General features: G+C 67.5%; 16 protein-coding genes and 3 pseudogenes. 16 read left to right on the top strand and 3 right to left on the bottom strand.

The features are described 5' to 3' along the window. The first annotated feature begins 11 nt into the window (after positions 1 to 11). The 11 genes and pseudogenes from ACQ858_RS18055 to ACQ858_RS18005 all read left to right on the top strand — a co-directional run bounded on the left by ACQ858_RS18055 (position 12) and on the right by ACQ858_RS18005 (position 10953). Positions 12 to 1019 carry a hydroxyquinol 1,2-dioxygenase gene (locus ACQ858_RS18055; RefSeq protein WP_431273983.1) on the top strand — a complete coding sequence of 336 codons (1008 nt, stop codon included), beginning with the start codon at positions 12 to 14 and terminating at the stop codon, positions 1017 to 1019. Positions 1020 to 1151: 132 nt separating this feature from the next. Further along, the gene (locus ACQ858_RS18050) at positions 1152 to 1622 is read left to right on the top strand and encodes a nuclear transport factor 2 family protein (protein ID WP_431273982.1); all 471 of its coding nucleotides are present in this window, start codon (positions 1152 to 1154) and stop codon (positions 1620 to 1622) included. 56 nt (positions 1623 to 1678) lie between these two features. Then, positions 1679 to 3127, top strand: a pseudogene (locus ACQ858_RS18045) (aldehyde dehydrogenase family protein); the annotation flags it as partial. 137 nt (positions 3128 to 3264) lie between these two features. After that, entirely contained in the window at positions 3265 to 4332 is a 1068-nt protein-coding gene (locus ACQ858_RS18040) for a maleylacetate reductase (protein ID WP_431273981.1), read from the top strand. Positions 4333 to 4384: 52 nt separating this feature from the next. Then, positions 4385 to 5644, top strand: a complete 1260-nt coding sequence (locus ACQ858_RS18035) for an ABC transporter substrate-binding protein (RefSeq protein ID WP_431273980.1) — start codon at positions 4385 to 4387, stop codon at positions 5642 to 5644. Between the two features lie 132 nt (positions 5645 to 5776). Continuing rightward, the gene (locus ACQ858_RS18030; RefSeq protein WP_431273979.1) at positions 5777 to 6496 is read left to right on the top strand and encodes an ABC transporter ATP-binding protein; all 720 of its coding nucleotides are present in this window, start codon (positions 5777 to 5779) and stop codon (positions 6494 to 6496) included. Continuing rightward, complete coding sequence (locus tag ACQ858_RS18025) at positions 6493 to 7197, top strand: ABC transporter ATP-binding protein (RefSeq protein ID WP_431273978.1); 705 nt, start codon at positions 6493 to 6495, stop codon at positions 7195 to 7197. Before ACQ858_RS18030 ends, ACQ858_RS18025 begins: the two co-directional genes overlap by 4 nt. A gap of 152 nt (positions 7198 to 7349) precedes the next feature. After that, positions 7350 to 8210 (top strand): branched-chain amino acid ABC transporter permease, encoded by an 861-nt coding sequence (locus ACQ858_RS18020; RefSeq protein ID WP_431273977.1) that lies wholly within the window; start codon positions 7350 to 7352, stop codon positions 8208 to 8210. Between the two features lie 4 nt (positions 8211 to 8214). Beyond that, the gene (locus tag ACQ858_RS18015) at positions 8215 to 9300 is read left to right on the top strand and encodes a branched-chain amino acid ABC transporter permease (protein WP_431273976.1); all 1086 of its coding nucleotides are present in this window, start codon (positions 8215 to 8217) and stop codon (positions 9298 to 9300) included. Then, on the top strand, positions 9284 to 10150 hold the full coding sequence (locus ACQ858_RS18010; RefSeq protein WP_431273975.1) for an intradiol ring-cleavage dioxygenase: 867 nt from the start codon (positions 9284 to 9286) through the stop codon (positions 10148 to 10150). The genes ACQ858_RS18015 and ACQ858_RS18010 overlap by 17 nt, the downstream gene beginning before the upstream one ends. Before the next feature lie 35 nt (positions 10151 to 10185). Further along, a complete protein-coding gene (locus tag ACQ858_RS18005) occupies positions 10186 to 10953 on the top strand; it encodes a class I SAM-dependent methyltransferase (RefSeq protein ID WP_431273974.1) in 768 nt (255 codons plus the stop codon). On the opposite strand, the gene rbsK is transcribed toward ACQ858_RS18005, so the two are convergent. Continuing rightward, positions 10940 to 11884 (bottom strand): ribokinase, encoded by a 945-nt coding sequence (gene rbsK / locus ACQ858_RS18000; protein ID WP_431273973.1) that lies wholly within the window; start codon positions 11882 to 11884, stop codon positions 10940 to 10942. The genes ACQ858_RS18005 and rbsK overlap by 14 nt on opposite strands. 174 nt (positions 11885 to 12058) lie before the next feature. On the opposite strand from rbsK, the gene ACQ858_RS17995 reads away from it, so the two are divergent. After that, positions 12059 to 13075, top strand: coding sequence for a Bug family tripartite tricarboxylate transporter substrate binding protein (locus tag ACQ858_RS17995; protein WP_431273972.1), 1017 nt, complete (start codon positions 12059 to 12061; stop codon positions 13073 to 13075). 13 nt (positions 13076 to 13088) lie between these two features. Here ACQ858_RS17995 and ACQ858_RS17990 read toward each other — a convergent pair whose 3' ends face one another. Then, positions 13089 to 13874 carry an IclR family transcriptional regulator gene (locus tag ACQ858_RS17990; RefSeq protein WP_431273971.1) on the bottom strand — a complete coding sequence of 262 codons (786 nt, stop codon included), beginning with the start codon at positions 13872 to 13874 and terminating at the stop codon, positions 13089 to 13091. Between the two features lie 126 nt (positions 13875 to 14000). Between ACQ858_RS17990 and ACQ858_RS17985 the strand changes: the two genes are divergently transcribed. The 3 genes from ACQ858_RS17985 to pcaF are packed head-to-tail and all read left to right on the top strand — an operon-like array spanning position 14001 to position 16592. After that, entirely contained in the window at positions 14001 to 14702 is a 702-nt protein-coding gene (locus ACQ858_RS17985) for a 3-oxoacid CoA-transferase subunit A (protein WP_431273970.1), read from the top strand. Further along, entirely contained in the window at positions 14699 to 15349 is a 651-nt protein-coding gene (locus tag ACQ858_RS17980) for a 3-oxoacid CoA-transferase subunit B (RefSeq protein ID WP_431273969.1), read from the top strand. Before ACQ858_RS17985 ends, ACQ858_RS17980 begins: the two co-directional genes overlap by 4 nt. Positions 15350 to 15386: 37 nt before the next feature. Beyond that, the gene (gene pcaF, locus ACQ858_RS17975) at positions 15387 to 16592 is read left to right on the top strand and encodes a 3-oxoadipyl-CoA thiolase (RefSeq protein ID WP_431273968.1); all 1206 of its coding nucleotides are present in this window, start codon (positions 15387 to 15389) and stop codon (positions 16590 to 16592) included. Here the strand turns inward: pcaF and ACQ858_RS17970 are convergent. Then, positions 16573 to 17531, bottom strand: a pseudogene (locus tag ACQ858_RS17970) (ornithine cyclodeaminase family protein). The gene pcaF and the pseudogene ACQ858_RS17970 sit on opposite strands and share 20 nt — an antisense overlap. Positions 17532 to 17588: 57 nt before the next feature. Between ACQ858_RS17970 and ACQ858_RS17965 the strand changes: the two are divergent. Further along, positions 17589 to 18345, top strand: a pseudogene (locus ACQ858_RS17965) (sulfite exporter TauE/SafE family protein). Positions 18346 to 18356 lie beyond the last annotated feature (11 nt).

The following is an 18356-nucleotide window of genomic DNA, read 5'->3' as shown; positions in this document are numbered from 1 at the left end:
GGAGTTTCACCATGAACGCACCCGCTGAACTCGCCAAGGTCATCGCGTCGAAGCCCGACGCCACGCACGGCTACAAGGATTTCTCGCTCGGCAGCTTCGGCTTCCACCGCGACGAGTACTTCGCCCACATCACCTGGAAGACCCGCGACGGCCGCCCGATGAGCCACACGATGGACGTCGGCAACTACCTGCGCGCACTGATGCGCGACGTGGCCTGGGGCTTCTTCTACGGCTGGGTCAACTTCGACGACGTGGTCGGCACCGTCAACCACTACCAGTCGGTGGACCTCTACGCCGGCAGCTACAACGGCACGATGAAGGAAGCCGGCATCGACCTGCTCGAGAACTTCCCGACCGCGCAGATCCGCTCGACCTTCGAGGCGATGCTCGACGACTGGACCAACGAGACCTTCGATCCCTTCGCCGCGCCGCAGGAAACCGGCACGCCCTACGGCCGCAAGAACGGCAACAACACCGCGAAGATCACCCGCGCGCGCGAACTGGCCAAGCGCTGTGTCGGCCTGAAGGGCGACCTCGACCTGCGCAGCGACGAGCGCGGGGCACCGGTCAACCGCGCGTTCGCCGATGTGGCACAGGGCCAGCCCGAACTGCATCCCGAGCCGGGCTTCGAGAACGAAGTGCATGCCTTCAATCTCTTCGGCTTCCTGAGCCGGTCGCAGGTCACCTGGAACCCGAGCTTCACCTCGGTCGTGAAGTACAGCTACATGTGCCCGACCACCGAGGAGCACATCCTGCCGATCATCCATGGCAACGACCGCGTCGAGTGGTTCTTCCAGATGACCGACGAGATCCACTGGGACTGCGGCGACAAGAACACCGGCAAGCCCATGGCCCGCGTGATCATGAAGGCCGGCGACATGGCCGCGATGCCCGCCTACTGCCGCCATCAGGGCTACAGCCCGAAGCGATCGATGCTGCTGGTCTGGGAGAACGGATCCCCCAGCCTCGTCTACGAGATCCAGAAGGGCGAGAGCCCCGAGATTCCGGTCCAGTTCTAAGGACGGATGCGAACGCCGCGCGGCCTCCGCGCGGCGCCCATTGCGAGAAGACTGAACACGGCAGCTGCGTCCGGCCGCGTGCCGGGGCAGCGCCACGTCAGTCGAAGTCGTCAGCGAAGAAGGAGACACACCATGGCACTCACCCGTCAGACCATGACCGACGAGCAACGCAAGTCGGTGGCCCTCGAATACCTCAAGGCCTATGACAACGGCGGCGTTACGTCCTCCGGGGGATCGATCCTCGATCTGTTCGCGGACGACGCGCAGGTGTACTTCCCCAAATGGGGCCTCGCGAACGGCAAGGAGCAGATCGGCAAGCTGTTCGGCGACGTCGGCAGCCGCGGCAAGTCCATCCGGCACGACTACGCGGGCTTCAACTGGATCATGACCCACACCGACCTCTTTGCCTGCGAAGGCACCAGCTACGGCGAGCACGCGGACGGCCCCTGGCGCGCAGGCGTGCCCGAGTGGGGCGCGGGCCGCTGGTGCGATGTGTTCGAGGTGCGCGACTGGCTGATCCAGCGCTGCTTCATCTATCTCGATCCCGACTACGCGGGCAAGGACACAGGGCGCTATCCCTGGCTTGCCGGCAAGACCGAATGAAACCTGAAGCCATGAATCTCGCAGACATCCAACGTGCCGCGGGCCTGAAGACGCCCATCCGCCACCAGCTTTTCATCGACGGCCGCTTCGTCGATGCCGAATCGGGCGAGACGCTCGCGACGCTGAACCCGCACGACAACTCGACCATCGCGCAGGTCGCGCTGGCCGGCAAGGCCGACGTCGACAAGGCGGTGGCTGCGGCGAAGCGCGCGTTTCCGGTCTGGAGCCGCATGGCGGCGGCGGACCGTGGGCGCATCCTGTTGAAGCTGGCCGACCTCATCGAAGCCAACGCCGAAGACCTCGCGCGGCTCGAATCGCTCGACACCGGACACCCGGTGCGCGATTCGCGCAAGCTCGACGTGCCGCGCACGGCCGCGTGCTTCCGCTACTTCGGCGGCATGGCCGACAAGTTCCAGGGCGAGACCATTCCGGTCGAAGCGGGCTTCCTCAACTACACGCTGCGCGAGCCCGTGGGCATCGTCGGGCAGGTGGTGCCGTGGAACTTCCCGCTGATGTTCACGAGCTGGAAGATGGGCCCCGCCCTCGCGGCCGGCAATTGCATCGTGATGAAGCCGGCGGAGATCACGCCGCTCAGCTCGCTCAAGATCGTCGAGCTGATGGCCGAGGCCGGCATGCCCGATGGGGTCGTCAACATGGTGCCGGGGCTCGGGCACGTGGTCGGGCAGTACATCGCCGAGCATCCCGATATCGCGAAGATCGCCTTCACCGGCAGCACCGCAACCGGCCGGCGCGTGGTGCAGGCCAGCGCGGGCAATCTGAAGAAGGTGCAGCTCGAGCTCGGCGGCAAGGGCCCGAACATCGTGTTCGACGATGCCTTTCTGCCCGCCGCGGTCAACGGCAGCGCCTGGGCCATCTTCCACAACCAGGGGCAGGCCTGCATCGCGGGTTCGCGGCTGATGCTGCACGAGAAGATCGCCGATGAGTTCCTCGACAAGTTCCTTCCGCTCGCGAAGTCGATCCGCCTCGGCAATCCGCTCGATGACGCGACCGAAATGGGCCCGCTCACCAGCGCGCAGCACCAGGAGCGCGTGCTGAGCTACGTCGACGTCGCGAAAGGCGAAGGCGGCGAAGTGCTCGCCGGCGGCAAGGCGCCGGGCGGCGAACTGCGGCGCGGTTGCTACGTCGAGCCGACCATCGTGCGCGCAAAGTCCTACCGCGACCGCGTGGCGCAGGAAGAAGTCTTCGGCCCCTTCGTCACCGTGCTCACCTTCGGGAACGACGAGGAGGCGATGGAGATCGCCAATGGCACCGACTATGGCCTCGGCAGCGGCCTGTGGACCGCCAACCTGGCGCGCGCCCACCGCTTCGCACGCGACCTGCACGCGGGCATGGTGTGGATCAACAGCTACAAGCGTGTGAATCCCGGCTCGCCCTTCGGCGGCGTCGGCCAGAGCGGCTATGGCCGCGAGATGGGCTTCGATGCGATGCGCGAGTACACGCAGGTCAAGAGCGTGTGGGTCAACATCGACGCGCAGATCCCCCCCACTTCGTCAGATCATGAAACACCCCCAGTCTTCGCGCACTGCGTGTCGCTTCGCCAACCCCTCGAGGGGGCGCAGCCAGCGGCCCGGCAAAGCCGGTTCCGCGGTTGCCCCATAAAGGGTTCGGAAAGGAGCCGATGATGCGATCGTTCGTCTACACCAGCCATCCGCAACGCGTTGTCTTCGGTGCGGGCTCGCTGCGTCATCTGGCCCGCGAGATCGATGCGCTCGGTGCGCGTCGTGCACTGGTGCTCTCGACGCCCGAGCAGCGCGGGCAGGCCGAGCGTGTGGCCGACATGCTGGGCGCGCACGCGGCGGGCGTCTTCGATCGTGCGGTGATGCACGTACCGATCGAGACCGCGCGTGAAGCGCGCGAGATCGCCGAGCAGCTCGGTGCCGATTGCGCGGTGGCGATCGGCGGCGGCTCGACCACCGGGCTCGGCAAGGCGATCGCGCTCGATTCGGGCCTGCCGATCCTCGCCATCCCGACCACCTACGCGGGCAGCGAGATGACGCCGATCTACGGCCTCACCGAAGCGGGCCTCAAGAAGACCGGCAAGGACCCGCGCGTGCTGCCGCGCACCGTGATCTACGACCCCGAGCTCTCGCGCAGCCTGCCGGTGGGCCTGAGCGTGACCAGCGGCATCAACGCGATCGCGCATGCGGCCGAAGGCCTCTATGCGCAGGACAGCAATCCGGTGATGGACCTGATGGCAGAGGAAGGCATCGCCGCGATCGCACGCGCGCTGCCGGCGATCCGCCGACAGCCTGATGACATCGAGGCGCGCGCCGATGCGCTCTACGGCGCATGGCTTTGCGGCACCGTGCTCGGCAGCGTCGGCATGGCGCTTCATCACAAGCTCTGCCACACGCTGGGCGGCAGTTTCAATTTGCCGCATGCCGAGGTGCATACGGTGGTGCTGCCGCACGCGATCGCCTTCAACGCCGAGGCTGCACCGCGCGCGATGGAGCGCATCGCAAAGGCGCTCGGCACCACATCCGCGCCGGCAGGTCTGCAGGCACTGGCACGCGACAACGGCGCACCCGTCGCGCTCAAGGACATCGGCATGAAGGCCGAGGACCTCGACCGCGCCGCCGACATCGCGGTCGGCAACCCCTACTGGAACCCGCGGCCTTTCGGGGCCGCCGAGCGCGATGCCATCCGCGCGCTGCTGCAGCGCGCCTTCGACGGCGATCCGCCGCGCTGAACCGCCGCGATTTGTTTGTGCAGGAAGAGAAAGAAGAGAAAAGGAGACAACCATGACATGGAATCGCAGACAGTTCACCCAGGCCGCCGCCGCGCTGGCCGCCACCAGTGCCGTGCCGCGCGCCTTCGCGGCCGACACCATCAAGATCGGCTACGTATCGCCGCAGACCGGGCCGCTGGCGCCCTTCGGCGAGGCCGACAAGTGGGTCATCGACCAGATGAAGGCCGCCTTCAAGGAAGGGATCCCGATCGGCGGGAAGAAGTACGCGGTGCAGATCGTGCTGAAAGACAGCCAGTCCAACCCGAACCGCGCGGGTGAAGTCGCGAACGACCTCATCCTCAAGGACAAGGTGGCGCTGGTGCTCACGGCCGGCACGCCCGAGACCGCCAATCCGGTCAGCGATGCCTGCGAGCTCAACGAGTTGCCGTGCATTTCGAGCGTGGTGCCGTGGCAGCCTTGGTTCTTCGGGCGCAAGGGCGATCCGGCGAAAGGATTCAACTGGACGTACCACCTCTTCTGGGGGCTGGAGGACGTCATCGCCAACTTCACCAACGGCTGGAAGACGGTGCCGACCAACAAGAAGGTCGGTGGCCTGTTCCCGAACGATGGCGACGGCAACGCCTGGGGCGACAAGGAGCTCGGTTTCCCGAAGCCGCTCTCGCAGATGGGCTTCACACTCATCGATCCGGGCCGCTTCCAGAACGGCACGCAGGACTTCAGCGCGCAGATCGCGGCGTTCAAGAACGGCGGCGTGGAGATCGTCACCGGCGTGGTGATTCCGCCCGATGCGAAGACCTTCCTCACGCAGGCGCGGCAGCAGGGCTTCCGGCCGAAGATCATCACGCTCGGCAAGGCACTGCTCTTCCCGGGCGCGATCGAGGCGCTCGGCGACCTGGGGGACGGCCTGTCGACCGAGGTGTGGTGGAGTCCGTCGCATCCGTTCACGTCGAGCCTGACGAAGCAGAGCGCCAAGGCGCTCTCCGAGGCCTACGAGGCGGGCACCAAGAAGCAGTGGACGCAGCCGATCGGTTTCGCTCATGCGCTCTTCGAAGTGGCCGCCGACACGCTTTCGCGCGCCAAGTCGACGAAGGCCGCGGATGTGCGCGATGCCGTGGCGGCGACCTCGCTCGACACCGTCGTCGGACCGGTGAAGTGGGGCGGGCAGGGCCCGTTCAAGAACGTCAGCAAGACGCCGCTGGTACTCGGACAGTGGGGCAAGGGCAAGAAGTTCAAGTACGAACTCACCATCGTGAGCAACGAGGCGGCGCCCAACATCCCGACCGGCGGGACGTTGCGCCCGATGCCTGCTTGAGGATCGGCATGGCCTCGATGGATGTTCGCGTTGCGGGGAACACCGCGGAACCGGCTTTGCCGGGCCGCTGGTGTTGCCCCCTGCAAGGGGTTGGCGAAGCGACACGAAGTGCGCGAAGCCTGGGGGTGTGCAATGACCCTTCTCGCTCTTCATACCGTGAGCAAGTCCTACGGCGCGCTCAAGGTCACCGACGACATCTCGCTCGCCGTCACCGAAGGCGAGACGCTGGGCATCCTCGGGCCCAACGGCGCGGGCAAGACCACGCTGTTCAACCTGATCTCGGGCGATGCGCGCGTGGATGCGGGCCGCGTCGAGTACGACGGCGTCGACGTGACCGCGCTCAAACCGCACCAGCGCTGCCACGCGGGCATCGGCCGCAGCTACCAGGTGCCGCAGCCCTTCGGCAACATGAGCGTGTTCGAGAACCTCGTGGCCGCCGCCTGCTTCGGTGCGCAGGAGCGCGAACAGGACGCCTGGCAGACCGCGCACGAAGTCCTTCTGCAGACCGGCCTGATGGCGCACGCCAACAAACCGGCCGGCGGGCTCACGCTGCTCGACCGCAAGCGGCTCGAACTCGCGCGCGCTCTCGCGACGCGGCCCAAGCTGCTGCTGCTCGACGAGATCGCGGGCGGGCTCACCGAGCCCGAGGCGAAGCAGCTTGTCGAGGAGCTCAAGGAGATCAAGGCGCGCGGCGTGACCATGATCTGGATCGAGCATGTGGTGCACGCCTTGCTGTCGCTGGCCGACCGGCTTTTCGTCATCAACTTCGGCCGGAAGCTCGCAGAGGGCGAACCGCGCGCGGTGATGAACGACCCTGAAGTTCGGCGCGTCTACATGGGGGTGGAAGCATGACCGCACTGCTGGCTACGCGAGGCCTCAAGGCCTTCTACGGCGACGCGCAGGCGCTGTTCGGCGTCGACTTCTCGCTCTCGCAGGGCGAGGTGGTCGCGATCATCGGCGCGAACGGCGCGGGCAAGTCGACCCTGCTCAAGTGCCTCACCGGCCTGGTGCGCGCGCCGCGCGAGGCGATCCACTTCAAGGGCGAGGCGATCGGCAGCCTCGCGCCCGGCGAGATCGTGCGGCGGGGGCTGGCGATGGTGCCCGAAGGCAGGCGCCTGTTCCCGAGCCTGAGCGTGCAGGAGAACCTGCAGATCGGCGGTCTCACTGCGCGCAAGGGGCCGTGGAGCCTCGCGCGCGTCTACGAGCTGTTCCCGATCCTCGCGGAGAAGCGCCACAACCCCGGCACCGCGCTCTCGGGCGGCCAACAGCAGATGGTCGCGCTCGGTCGCGCCCTGATGAGCAACCCCGAGGTCCTGCTGTGCGACGAACTCTCGCTCGGCCTCGCGCCGATCGTGATCCATGAGATCTACGCCGCGATGCCGACGCTGGTGCGCGAAGGCATGACCGTGGTGATCGTGGAGCAGGACGTGACCATGGCGCAGCGCGTGTCGCAGCGCATCTATTGCTTGCAGGAAGGGCGCGTGTCGCTTTCGGGGCGTTCCGATGCGCTCACGCGCGAACAGATTTCGCAGGCCTATTTCGGGTTGAAATGAAAACACCCCCATGCGCCTTCGGCGCTCCCCTCGAGGGGGCGCACTCGGCGGCCCGGCAAAGCCGGTTCCGCGAGTGCCCTGGACTGGGCTGCGCCGGTTTCATGCGTCGTGTGGCGCGTGGGGGCGGCGGCAACACGAACGGAGAGTTTTGAGTGCTTGAAACCATTGTCCAGGGCGTGCTGCTCGGCGGGCTCTATACGCTGTTCGCGCTGGGGCAGTCGCTGATGTTCGGCGTCATGCGGCTCACCAACACCGCGCAGGGCGACTTCATCATCCTCGGCGCCTTCGCCGTCATCGCTGGCACCTCGCTGTTCGGTGATGCGCCGCTTCTGATCTCGCTTGCGGTGCTGCCGGTGGCCTTCGGCTTCGGCTATGTGCTGCAACGCTACGTGCTCAATGGCACGCTGGGCAAGGACCCGCTGCCTTCGCTGGTCGTGACCTTCGGGCTTTCGATCGTGATCCAGAACCTGCTGCTGGAACTGTTCTCCGCCGATCCGCGTTCGATCGAAACCGGCGGGCTCAACACGCAGGGCCTGCACCTCGGCGAATCGCTGTCGGTGGGCGTGCTGCCGCTGATCATCCTCGCGGTTGCGCTCGTCGCCACGGGCGGGTTGCAATGGCTGTTCGCCAACACCGCGCTCGGGCGTTCGTTCCGCGCGGTGTCGGACGACCGCGAGATCGCCGAGCTCATGGGGCTCAACGCGAAGAAGGTCTATGCGCTCGCGACCGGCATCGCCTTCTCGCTGATCGCGATTGCCGGCGCGCTGCAAGGCATGCGCACGACGGTATCGCCCTCCGACGGGCCGCTGCTGCTGCTCTTCGCGTTCGAGGCCGTGATCATCGGCGGCATGGGCTCTTTCTGGGGCACGCTCGCCGGCGCGATGATCCTCGGCATCACGCAGCAGATCGGCTTCCGTCTCGACCCCGGCTGGGGCATCTGGGTCGGACACCTGGTGTTCCTGCTCGTGCTGGTGTTGCGGCCGCAGGGACTGTTTCCGAAGACGCGTGGATAACGAGATGACGGACCTTTCTTCCTTCGACGTGGTGCGCAACACGGCTGCGAGCCGCCGCGCGGCGTGGCTGGCGGTCGCGCTCGTTGCGCTTGCTGCGAGCCTGCCGCTCTGGGGCGAATCGAGCTGGATGCGCGAGTTCGTCGAGATCGCCTGCTACTTCATCTTCGCGATGATGTGGAACCTGCTCGCGGGCTATGGCGGCATGGTGAGCATCGGGCAGCAGGCCTTCTTCGGCTTCGGCGGCTACGTGATGCTGATCCTCGGCAACTTCGCGGGGCTCAATCCATTCATCGCGATTCCGCTCGGGGCGCTGGCCGCGGGGCTGATCGCGGTGCCGGTGTCGTTCGTCGCGTTCCGGCTGTCGGGCGGCTACTTCGCCATCGGTACCTGGGTGATCGCGGAGGTGTTCAGGCTCAGCTTCGCGAATGTGTCGGCGGTGGGCGGCGGTTCGGGCACCACGCTCACGGCGCTGCGCGGCATCGAGCGCGCGACGCGCGAGAGCGTCACCTACTGGATGGCGCTGGCCTGTGTCGTGGCGGCGGTGGCGCTGGTGTATTTGTTCCTGCGCAGCAAGCGGGGCCTCGCGCTGCTCGCGATCCGCGACAACGAAGTGGCGGCCGAATCGCAGGGTATCCCGGTGGCGCGCATGAAGCTCGCGGTGTACGTGGTCGCGGCCTTCGGCGCGGGGCTGGCAGGTGCGCTCTACTTCGTCGGCAACCTGCGCATCAGCCCCGATGCGGCCTTCAGCGTCAACTGGACCGCGTTCGCGATCTTCATGGTGGTGATCGGCGGCATCGGGCGCATCGAAGGGCCCATCGTCGGGGCGGTCATCTTCTGGGCGCTCAACAAGTTCCTGAGCGACTACGGCACCTGGTATCTGCTGGGGCTTGGCCTGCTCGCGATCGTGACCACCATCTTCTTCAAAGAGGGGCTGTGGGGCTTCGCGCAGCAGCGCTGGGGCTGGTCGCTTTTCCCGACGCAGCGGCGGCTGGTGCTGCGCGATGCGGCGATGCCGAAGCGCGCGATGCCGGCGGCCCCGTCGTCCCGTGCATCCAACCTGGAGTTTCATGCCCATGCGAAACATCAATGAGAACACCATCACCCCCGCCGTGCTCGAACGCATGGCGGAGTGCCCGGACGCGCGTCTCAAGGAGATCATGTCGGCGCTCGTGCGCCACATGCATGACTTCGCGCGCGAGGTGAAGCTCACCGAGGCCGAATGGGCTGCGGGCATCGAGTTCCTGACCGCGACCGGGCAGAAGTGCACCGACAAGCGGCAGGAGTTCATCCTGCTGTCGGACACCCTCGGGCTGTCGATGCTGGTGGTTGCGCTCAATCACGCGAAGAGTGCGCAGGCGACCGAAGCGACCGTGTTCGGGCCCTTCCACGTGCCGGGTGCGCCGAAGCTCGCGCTGGGCGACGACATCTCGGGCGGCGCGGCTGGCGAGCCGCTGTTCGTGAACGCGACCGTGCGCGGGCGCGACGGTGAACCCGTTGCCGACGCCCAGGTGGATGTGTGGGAAGCCGATGCCGAAGGCTTCTACGACGTGCAGCGCGCCGGGCTCGACCGGCCGCAGGGGCGGGCGGTGTTCCGCACCGATGCGAACGGCCGCCTGTGGTTTCGCGGCGTGATGCCGGTGGCGTACCCGATCCCGACCGATGGCCCGGTGGGCACGATGCTGAAAGCGACGAAGCGGCATCCCTGGCGCCCCGCGCATGTGCATTTCATGATCCAGGCGCCGGGGTACGAGACACTGATCACGCACGTGTTCCGCGGCGACGATCCCTACCTCGACAGCGATGCGGTGTTCGGCGTGCGCAACTCGCTCATCGGCAACTTCGCGTCGCACCCCGGTGGCGTCGCGCCGGACGGGAGCGCGCAGGCGGGCCGGTTCCACACACTGGACTTCGAATTCGTTCTGGAACCCCGCTCGAACTGATCGATGCCGGTCTGGCGGGCCCCATAATCGCCCGCATGCAGGAACCGCATTCCCCCGCCGCTTCAAACGAGGTGCTGCCACCGCACGCGCCGTTGCACGACTATTACGGCGACGAAGCGGACCACCAGCGGTTCCTGCGTCGCATCTTCGACGACACTGCACCCGACTACGACCGTATCGAGCGCGTGCTGGCGATGGGTTCGGGCCCCTGGTACCGGCGCTCGGCGCTGCAGCGCGCCGGGCTGCGCGAGGGCGACGAGGTGCTCGACGTCGGCATCGGCACCGGGCTGGTCGCGCGCGAGGCGCTCAGGCTCATCGGGCCGCAGGGCCGGCTGGTCGGTGTGGACCCGAGCCCCGGCATGATGGGCGAGGTGTCGCTGTCGGCCGTGGAACTGGTGCAGGGCTGTGCCGAAGCGCTGCCCCGGCCGGACGCGAGCTGCGACTTCGTCAGCATGGGCTACGCGCTGCGGCACATCTCCGACGTGAACGCGGCATTCAGCGAGTTCTTCCGTGTGCTGCGTCCGGGCGGCCGTCTGCTGGTGCTTGAAATCACCAAGCCCGCGGGCCGCGTCGGCACGGCGGTGCTCAAGGCCTACATGCGCAGCGTGGTGCCGGTGATCGCCAAGGTGGTGGCCCACCGGCAAGACACGGCGGAACTCTGGCGCTTCTACTGGGACACGATCGAGGCGTGCATCGTCCCCAACCTGGTCCTCGAAGCGCTGCGCAGCGCGGGCTTCGAGAAGGTCGACCGCCATACTGAACTCGGCATCTTCTCGGAGTACACGGCGGTCAAGCCGGGCTGAGGCTCACGCTGCGCGGACGGTCCACCGACGCGAGCGACTGGAGCTCCGCGCGATGCGGGATGGAGGCTTGGGCCCCCGCGCGCGTCACGCACAGCGCTGCGGCCTGGATGCCGAGCGCGATGCTGGCGTCCAGGGGCTCGCCTCGCGCGCGCGCAGCGCACAGGGCGCCGATGAAGGTGTCGCCGGCGGCGGTGGTGTCGACCGCATTCACCTTCAGCGCGGCAAAGTGGCGGCAGCCTGCCGCATCGCAAGCGACGACGCCTTGGCCGCCCAGTGTCAGGATCACGTGCGGTGGCCCGCGACGATGCAGTGCTTCGGCAGCGAGCGCTGCGCCGGCGATGCCATCGACCGCAAAGCCGCAGAGCAGGGCGGCCTCGGTCTCGTTCAGCACCAGCATGTCGACGAGGCCCCACAGGGCCTCCGGCAGGGCCTGCGCGGGCGCCGGATTCAACACCACGCTGCAGCCTTTTGCATGCGCGAGCGTGGCGGCCTTCAGCACGGAATCCATCGGCACTTCCAGCTGCAGCAGGAGCACACGCGCGGTGGCGAGGTCGTCCTGCAGCCGGGCGATGTCTTCCTCGCCGACGCAGGCATTGGCGCCCGGAATGAGCGAGATCCGGTTCTGCGCGCCATCGTCGACCATGATCAGTGCCACGCCGGTCGAGGCCGGCGCCGTCGCCACATGTCGGGTTTCGATCGCATCGCCTGCGAGCGAGGCCGTGAGCGCCTGCCCGAACGCATCGTCGCCCACGCGCCCGACCATCGCCACGCGGGCCCCCTGCCGAGCGCACGCCACGGCCTGGTTCGCGCCCTTGCCGCCCGGGTTGGTCATGAAGCTGTGGGCCTGCAGGGTTTCGCCCGCGTCGGGCACACGCGGCACCCGGACCACGAGGTCCATGTTGAGGCTACCGAAGACGGCGATGTCGGACATGGCGTTGCACCTTTCTCCTTGCGTTCTTACCACGCCCTGCGCGGCTCGCGGGGCTTTCCTTCTGGGGGCTGACCCAAGGACCCAAGGCCGAAAACGAAGCATTTGGGCTGACTTGCATACGGAGGGGGTGTCGCGTAACGTCTTGTAACTTCAGACTGACGATTGCCTGACTTCATGCTTACGAAACGCCGACTCCTGCAAGCCTTCGCTGCCACCTTCTGTGCTTCAGTTGCCTGGGCCCAGGAAGCGCCGCGTTCACGCAGCGCGCCCCGCGCTGCCGCAGGCTCCGCGGCGTGGCCGAACAAGCCGGTGCGGCTGCTGGTCGGGTTCCCGGCCGGGGCTTCGCCGGACCTTGCCGCGCGGGCCATCGCGGAGCCGCTGTCCAGGCTGCTCGGCCAACCCGTGGTGGTCGAGAACCGCCCGGGCGCGAGCGGCAATCTCGCCGCCGACCAGGTTGCGAAGGCGCAGGACGACCACACGATCGGCGCGCTGATCAACGGCAATCTCACGATCGCGAAGCTGCTCAGTCCGAAGACGCCTTTCGATCCCGAGAAGGACTTCTCGCCGGTCAGCCTGATCGGCACCGCGCCGCTGGTGCTCGCGGTGTCGGGCGATGCGGTGGGCGCCACCCCCGAAGAACTGCTGCTCTGGGCCCGCAACCTGGGCGATGCCGGCAAGTACGGCACGCCCGGCGTCGGCACCGTCGGCCACCTTGGCATGGAGCTGCTGAAGACCCGCACCAGCATCCGCGCGCAGCATGTGCCGTTCACCGGCAATCCGCAGGTCATCGAGGCGATGCTCGCCGGCAAGATCCAGCTCGCGCTGCTGCCGCCGGGCCTGGCCAAGCCGCATGTGAAGTCGGGCAAGCTCAAGGCCGTGGGCGTGACCTCGCCGCAGCGCAGTCCGCTGTTCGACGAGTTGCCGACGCTGCGCGAGGCCAACGTGCGCGGCGCCGACCTCGAGATCTGGACCGCGATCGCTGCGCCGGCGAGCCTGCCGCCAACGGCGGTGGCGAAACTCAACGCCGCGCTGGTCGAGGTCGTCCACTCGCCCGAAGTTCGGCAGCGCCTGCTGGCTGCGGGATGGCAGGCGGATGCGGGCACGCCGCAATCCCTGGCCTATCGCATGCGCACCGACACCCAGCAGCTCGGCGGCGTGATCCTGATGCGCGGCATCCGCTCGGACGCCTGATCGGCGCCGGCCGCTACAGCAGGCGCGAGATCGTCCGCGCCGAATCCAGCAGCGCGGGCAGCATCGTTTCCTGCATCACCTTCGCGCTCGTCCGGTTGGCCTGTCCGCTGATGTTGAGCGCCGCCACGGTGCGGCCGGCGCGGTCGACGATCGGCGCCGCGATCGAGATCAGACCTTCTTCCAACTCCTGGTTGACCAGGCACCAGCCTTGCCGCCGCGCCTGCATGACCTTGGCGAAAAGCGCGTCGAGGTCGGTCACGGTGTGCTTGGTGAAGGCTTCGCGCGTCGAAGCGGACAGCCGCTCGCGGACCTCCTCGTCGTCGAGATCGGCGAGCAGCAGCCGGCCCATCGAGGTGCAGTAGGCCGGCAGGCGTGATCCCACGCCGAGGCTGATGCGCATGATCTTCTGCGTCGGCACCCGCAATACGTAGACGATGTCGGTGGCGTCGAGCACCGCGGCCGAACAGGATTCCTGCACCCGCTGCACCAGCGCCTCCATGACGGGCTCGGCGCGGTCCCAGATCGGCATCGACGAGAGATATGCGAACCCGAGGTCCAGGATGCGCGGCGTGAGGCTGAACAGCTTGCCGTCGGACGCCACATAACCGAGCGTCTGCAGGGTGAGCAGGATGCGTCGTGCGCCCGCCCGCGTGAGGCCGCTGGCGGCCGCGACCTCGGTGAGCGTCTGGCGCGGCGCCTTCGAGCTGAAGGAGCGGATCACCTGCAGCCCACGGGCGAAGGATTGCACGTAGCTGTCGCCGGGTGCGGGTGCAACGGGGTGTTTCTTGTGGGTTGCCATGGGGGGTGATCCTGCCTAGAATTCATTATAAGAACAAGTGTTCGTATAGCGAACAAATCGACGACATCTCGGACGAGGGCGTTCGAGTTCTGAATCGGCTTTCTTCCCTTCCTGGAGACAGATTTCATGATCAACAAGATCGCGCGCTCGATCGCCGATGCCATGGCCGGCATCCAGGACGGCGCCACGGTGCTGATCGGCGGGTTCGGCACCGCCGGCATTCCCGGCGAGCTCATCGACGGCCTGATCGAGCAGGGCGCCAGGGACCTCACCGTGGTCAACAACAACGCGGGCAACGGCGACACCGGCCTGGCCGCGCTGCTCAAGGCGGGCCGCGTTCGCAAGATCATTTGCAGCTTCCCGCGCCAGGCCGACAGCTATGTCTTCGACGAGCTCTATCGCACCGGCAAGCTCGAACTCGAACTGGTGCCGCAGGGCAATCTGGCCGAGCGCATCCGTGCCGCAGGCGCGGGCATCGGCGCCTTCTTCTGCCCGACCGGCTTCGGCACGCAGCTCGCGGGCGACCGCGAGACACGCGAGATCAACGGCAGGCAGTACGTGCTCGAATACCCGATCCGTGGCGACGTGGCGCTCATCAAGGCCGAACGCGGCGACCGCTGGGGTAATCTCACCTATCGCAAGGCTGCGCGCAACTTCGGTCCGGTGATGGCGATGGCCTCGAGCCGCACCGTCGCCACCGTGCACGAGATCGCCGAACTCGGCGAGATGGATCCGGAGACCATCGTCACGCCGGGCATCTTCGTCCACCAGATCGTCAAGATCGATCGCGTCGCCACCGAGGCCGGTGGATTCAAGAAGGCGGCATGACCATGAGCAGCTACACCCGTCGCACCAAGGACCAGCTCGCCGCGCGCGTGGCGCAGGACATCTTCGACGGCGCCGTCGTCAATCTCGGCATCGGCCAGCCCACGCTCGTCGCCAACCATCTGCCTGCAGGGCGCGAAATCATTCTGCACAGCGAGAACGGCATCCTCGGCATGGGCCCGGCGCCGGCCCAAGGTGCGGAGGACTACGACCTCATCAACGCCGGCAAGCAGCCCGTGACGCTGCTGCCGGGCGGCGCGTTCTTTCACCACGCCGACAGCTTCGCGATGATGCGCGGCGGCCACCTCGACATCTGCGTGCTCGGCGCGTTCCAGGTGTCTGCCACGGGCGATCTCGCCAACTGGAGCACCGGCGAAGAGGGCGCGATCCCTGCCGTCGGCGGTGCGATGGACCTCGCGATCGGCGCCAAGCAGACCTGGGTCATGATGGATCTGCTCACCAAGAAGGGCGAAAGCAAGCTCGTCGAGAAATGCGCCTATCCTCTGACCGGCATCGGTTGCGTGAAGCGGGTGTACTCCGATCTCGCGACCATCGAATGCACGCCTTCGGGCCTGAAGCTGATCGACAAGGTCGATGGCCTCGGGCATGCCGAACTCGAAAAGCTGGTCGGCCTGCCGATCGCCGTTTGATCCGAATCCCTGAACCGACTCGAGAGAGACACACATCATGACCCACGAAGCCTTCATCTGCGACGCCATCCGCACGCCCTTCGGCCGCTACGGCGGCGCGCTCTCGAGCGTTCGCGCCGACGACCTCGCCGCGGTGCCGATCAAGGCCCTCATGGAGCGCAACAAGAGCGTCGACTGGCAAGCCGTCGCCGACGTGCTCTACGGCTGCGCCAACCAGGCCGGCGAAGACAACCGAAACGTGGCCCGCATGGCCGGTCTGCTCGCCGGCCTGCCGATCGAAGTGGGCGGCGGCACGATCAACCGCCTCTGCGGCTCGGGGCTCGATGCGGTCGGCACTGCCGCGCGTGCGATCAAGGCGGGCGAAGCCGGCCTGATGATCGCGGGCGGCGTCGAAAGCATGAGCCGTGCGCCCTTCGTGATGCCCAAGGCCGAGAGCGCCTTCAGCCGCTCGAACGCGGTGTACGACACCACCATCGGCTGGCGCTTCGTCAACAAGCTGATGAAGGCGCAGTACGGTGTCGATTCGATGCCCGAGACGGCCGAGAACGTCGCGATCGACTTTCATGTAGAGCGCGAGGCGCAGGACAAGATGGCGCTGGCTTCGCAGCAGCGCGCCGTCGCTGCGCAGAAGTCCGGCTTCTTCGATGCCGAGATCGTGCCCGTGAGCGTGGCACAGAAGAAGGGCGATCCGATCATCGTCTCCAAGGACGAGCATCCGCGCGACACCAGCCTCGAAGCCCTCGCCAAGCTCAAGGGCGTGGTGCGCCCCGATGGCACCGTGACGGCCGGCAATGCCAGCGGCGTGAACGACGGCGCCTGCGCGCTGCTGCTCGCCGACGAAGCCAGCGCCGCGAAGCACGGCCTGACGCCGCGGGCCCGCGTGATCGGCATGGCGACCGCCGGCGTGGCGCCGCGCATCATGGGCATCGGCCCCGCGCCGGCAACGCAGAAGGTGCTCGCGCTGACCGGCCTCAAGCTCGACCAGATCGACGTGATCGAACTGAACGAAGCCTTCGCCGCGCAAGGTCTGGCCGTTCTGCGCCTGCTGGGCCTCAAGGACGACGACGCGCGCGTCAACATCAACGGCGGCGCGATCGCGCTCGGCCATCCGCTGGGCGCCAGTGGTGCGCGTCTGGCCACCACCGCGATCAACCAGCTGCACAAGGGCGGCGGCCGCTATGCGCTGTGCACGATGTGCATCGGCGTGGGCCAGGGCATCGCCGTCATTCTCGAGCGCGTCTGATTCCTTCGCGCGCGGCGCCGGTCCACACCAGCGTCGCCGCGGCGAGGTCTTCGAGCGCGCTGCCGACGGCCTTGAACACGGTGCGCTCCGGTGCCGAAAGCCTCCCGGGCTTCTCGCCTCGACAGAGTTGCGCGAGCGTGGCCTGGATGCCGTGCGGCGCGAGCGTCTTCGCGGCGAATGCGTCGAGCAGATCACCGGCCTTGACGGGCGCTTCATCGGTATCGACGAAGACGCGCGCATCGGCGAAGCAGGAGGGGCGGCCTCTTTCATCGCGGGTGTGAAGCTGCCGATCAGGTCGAGGTGCGAGCCGGGCGCAAGCCATTCCCCGCGGACCAGCGGCGCGGTCGCGAGCGTTGCGCAGCTCACGATGTCGGCAGCGTGCACCGCGGCCGGCAAGTCGTCGACTGCGTCGGCATCCCAGCCCGCCCGTCGCCATTCGGCAGCCAGCGAGCGCGCGCCCTCGGGCCGGTGATTCCAGACGCGCAGCTTGCGGATCGGTCGTGCGATCGCATGGGCCGCCGGCAGCAGGCGCGCGACGCGGCCGCTGCCGAGCACCAGCAGCGTCGATGCATCCTCCCGCGCGAGATACGAGGCGCCCAGCGCCGATGCCGCGGCAGTGCGGTGCGCCGTGATCTCGTTGCCGTCCATCTGCGCCAGCGGAACGCCGGTGCGCGCGTCGTACAGCACATAGGTTGCGTGCAGCCCGGGCAGTCCGCGCGCACTGTTGCCTGGAAAGATGTTGATCGTCTTGATGCCGAGGAAGCCGGCCTCGCTCCACGCCGGCATGATCAGCACGGTGCCGCGGTCATCGCCGCATGTGACGGCGTGCACATGGCGCGGCGGCGCCGAGGTGTCTCCCGCGAACGCCTCGCGCAATGCAGGCACGAGCCGGTCGAAGGCGAGGTGGGCGCGGCTCCGCCCGGCGTCGAAGGTCTCCATGAGTGGAGAATGTAGCCTTCGCGCGCTCTCTCTGCCGCGTTGCCGGCCGTCCTCATCTTGAGCCTTCCCGTCATCACCGATCCGCATTTCTATGCGGTTGCCATTCCTGCCGTGCTGCTGCTCGGGGTCAGCAAGAGCGGCTTTGGCGCCGGCTTCGGCTCCCTCGCGGTTCCGCTCATGGCGCTGGCCGTGACCGTTCCGCAGGCGGCCGCGATCCTCATGCCGGTGCTGCTGCTCATGGACCTGCTGGGGCTCGCCGCCTTCCGGCGCGACTTCGACAAGCGGCTGCTTGGGTTCCTGATTCCGTGCGGGCTGCTCGGCACCTTGGTCGGCACCGTGCTCTTCAAGGCGCTTCCCGCGTCCACCGTCGCGGGCATCGTCGGGGTGTTCACGCTGATCTTCCTTGCACAGCGGCTGCTGTTCCCCGCGAAGGCGGACTCGCCCCTGCCGTCGAAGACCACCGGCGTGTTGCTGACCACCATCAGCGGCTTCACGAGTTTCATCGCGCACGCGGGGGCCGCCGGTGACCGCCTACGTCCTCCCGCTGCGTCTGTCGCCGCTGGCCTACACCGCCACGATGGCCTATTTCTTCTTCGTCGTGAATCTCAGCAAGTGGGTGCCGTATGCGTGGCTGGGCCTGCTGGACTGGCGCAATCTCGCCACCTCGCTGGTGCTGCTCCCGATCGCCCCTCTGGGCGTGTGGGTGGGCGTTCGCATTGCGCGCCGCATCGATGCCGCCTGGTTCTACCGGTTCGTCTACCTCGGCATGCTGCTGACCGGCATCAAGCTCACATGGGATGGCTTCATCGCGTGACAGGTCGGCGA

The organism is Variovorax ureilyticus (assembly GCF_050632185.1).
Classification (GTDB): Bacteria; Pseudomonadota; Gammaproteobacteria; order Burkholderiales; family Burkholderiaceae_C; genus Variovorax; species Variovorax ureilyticus_A.
Note: the sequence above shows the minus strand (reverse complement) of the source record. Positions and strands in the feature narration are given on the sequence as shown.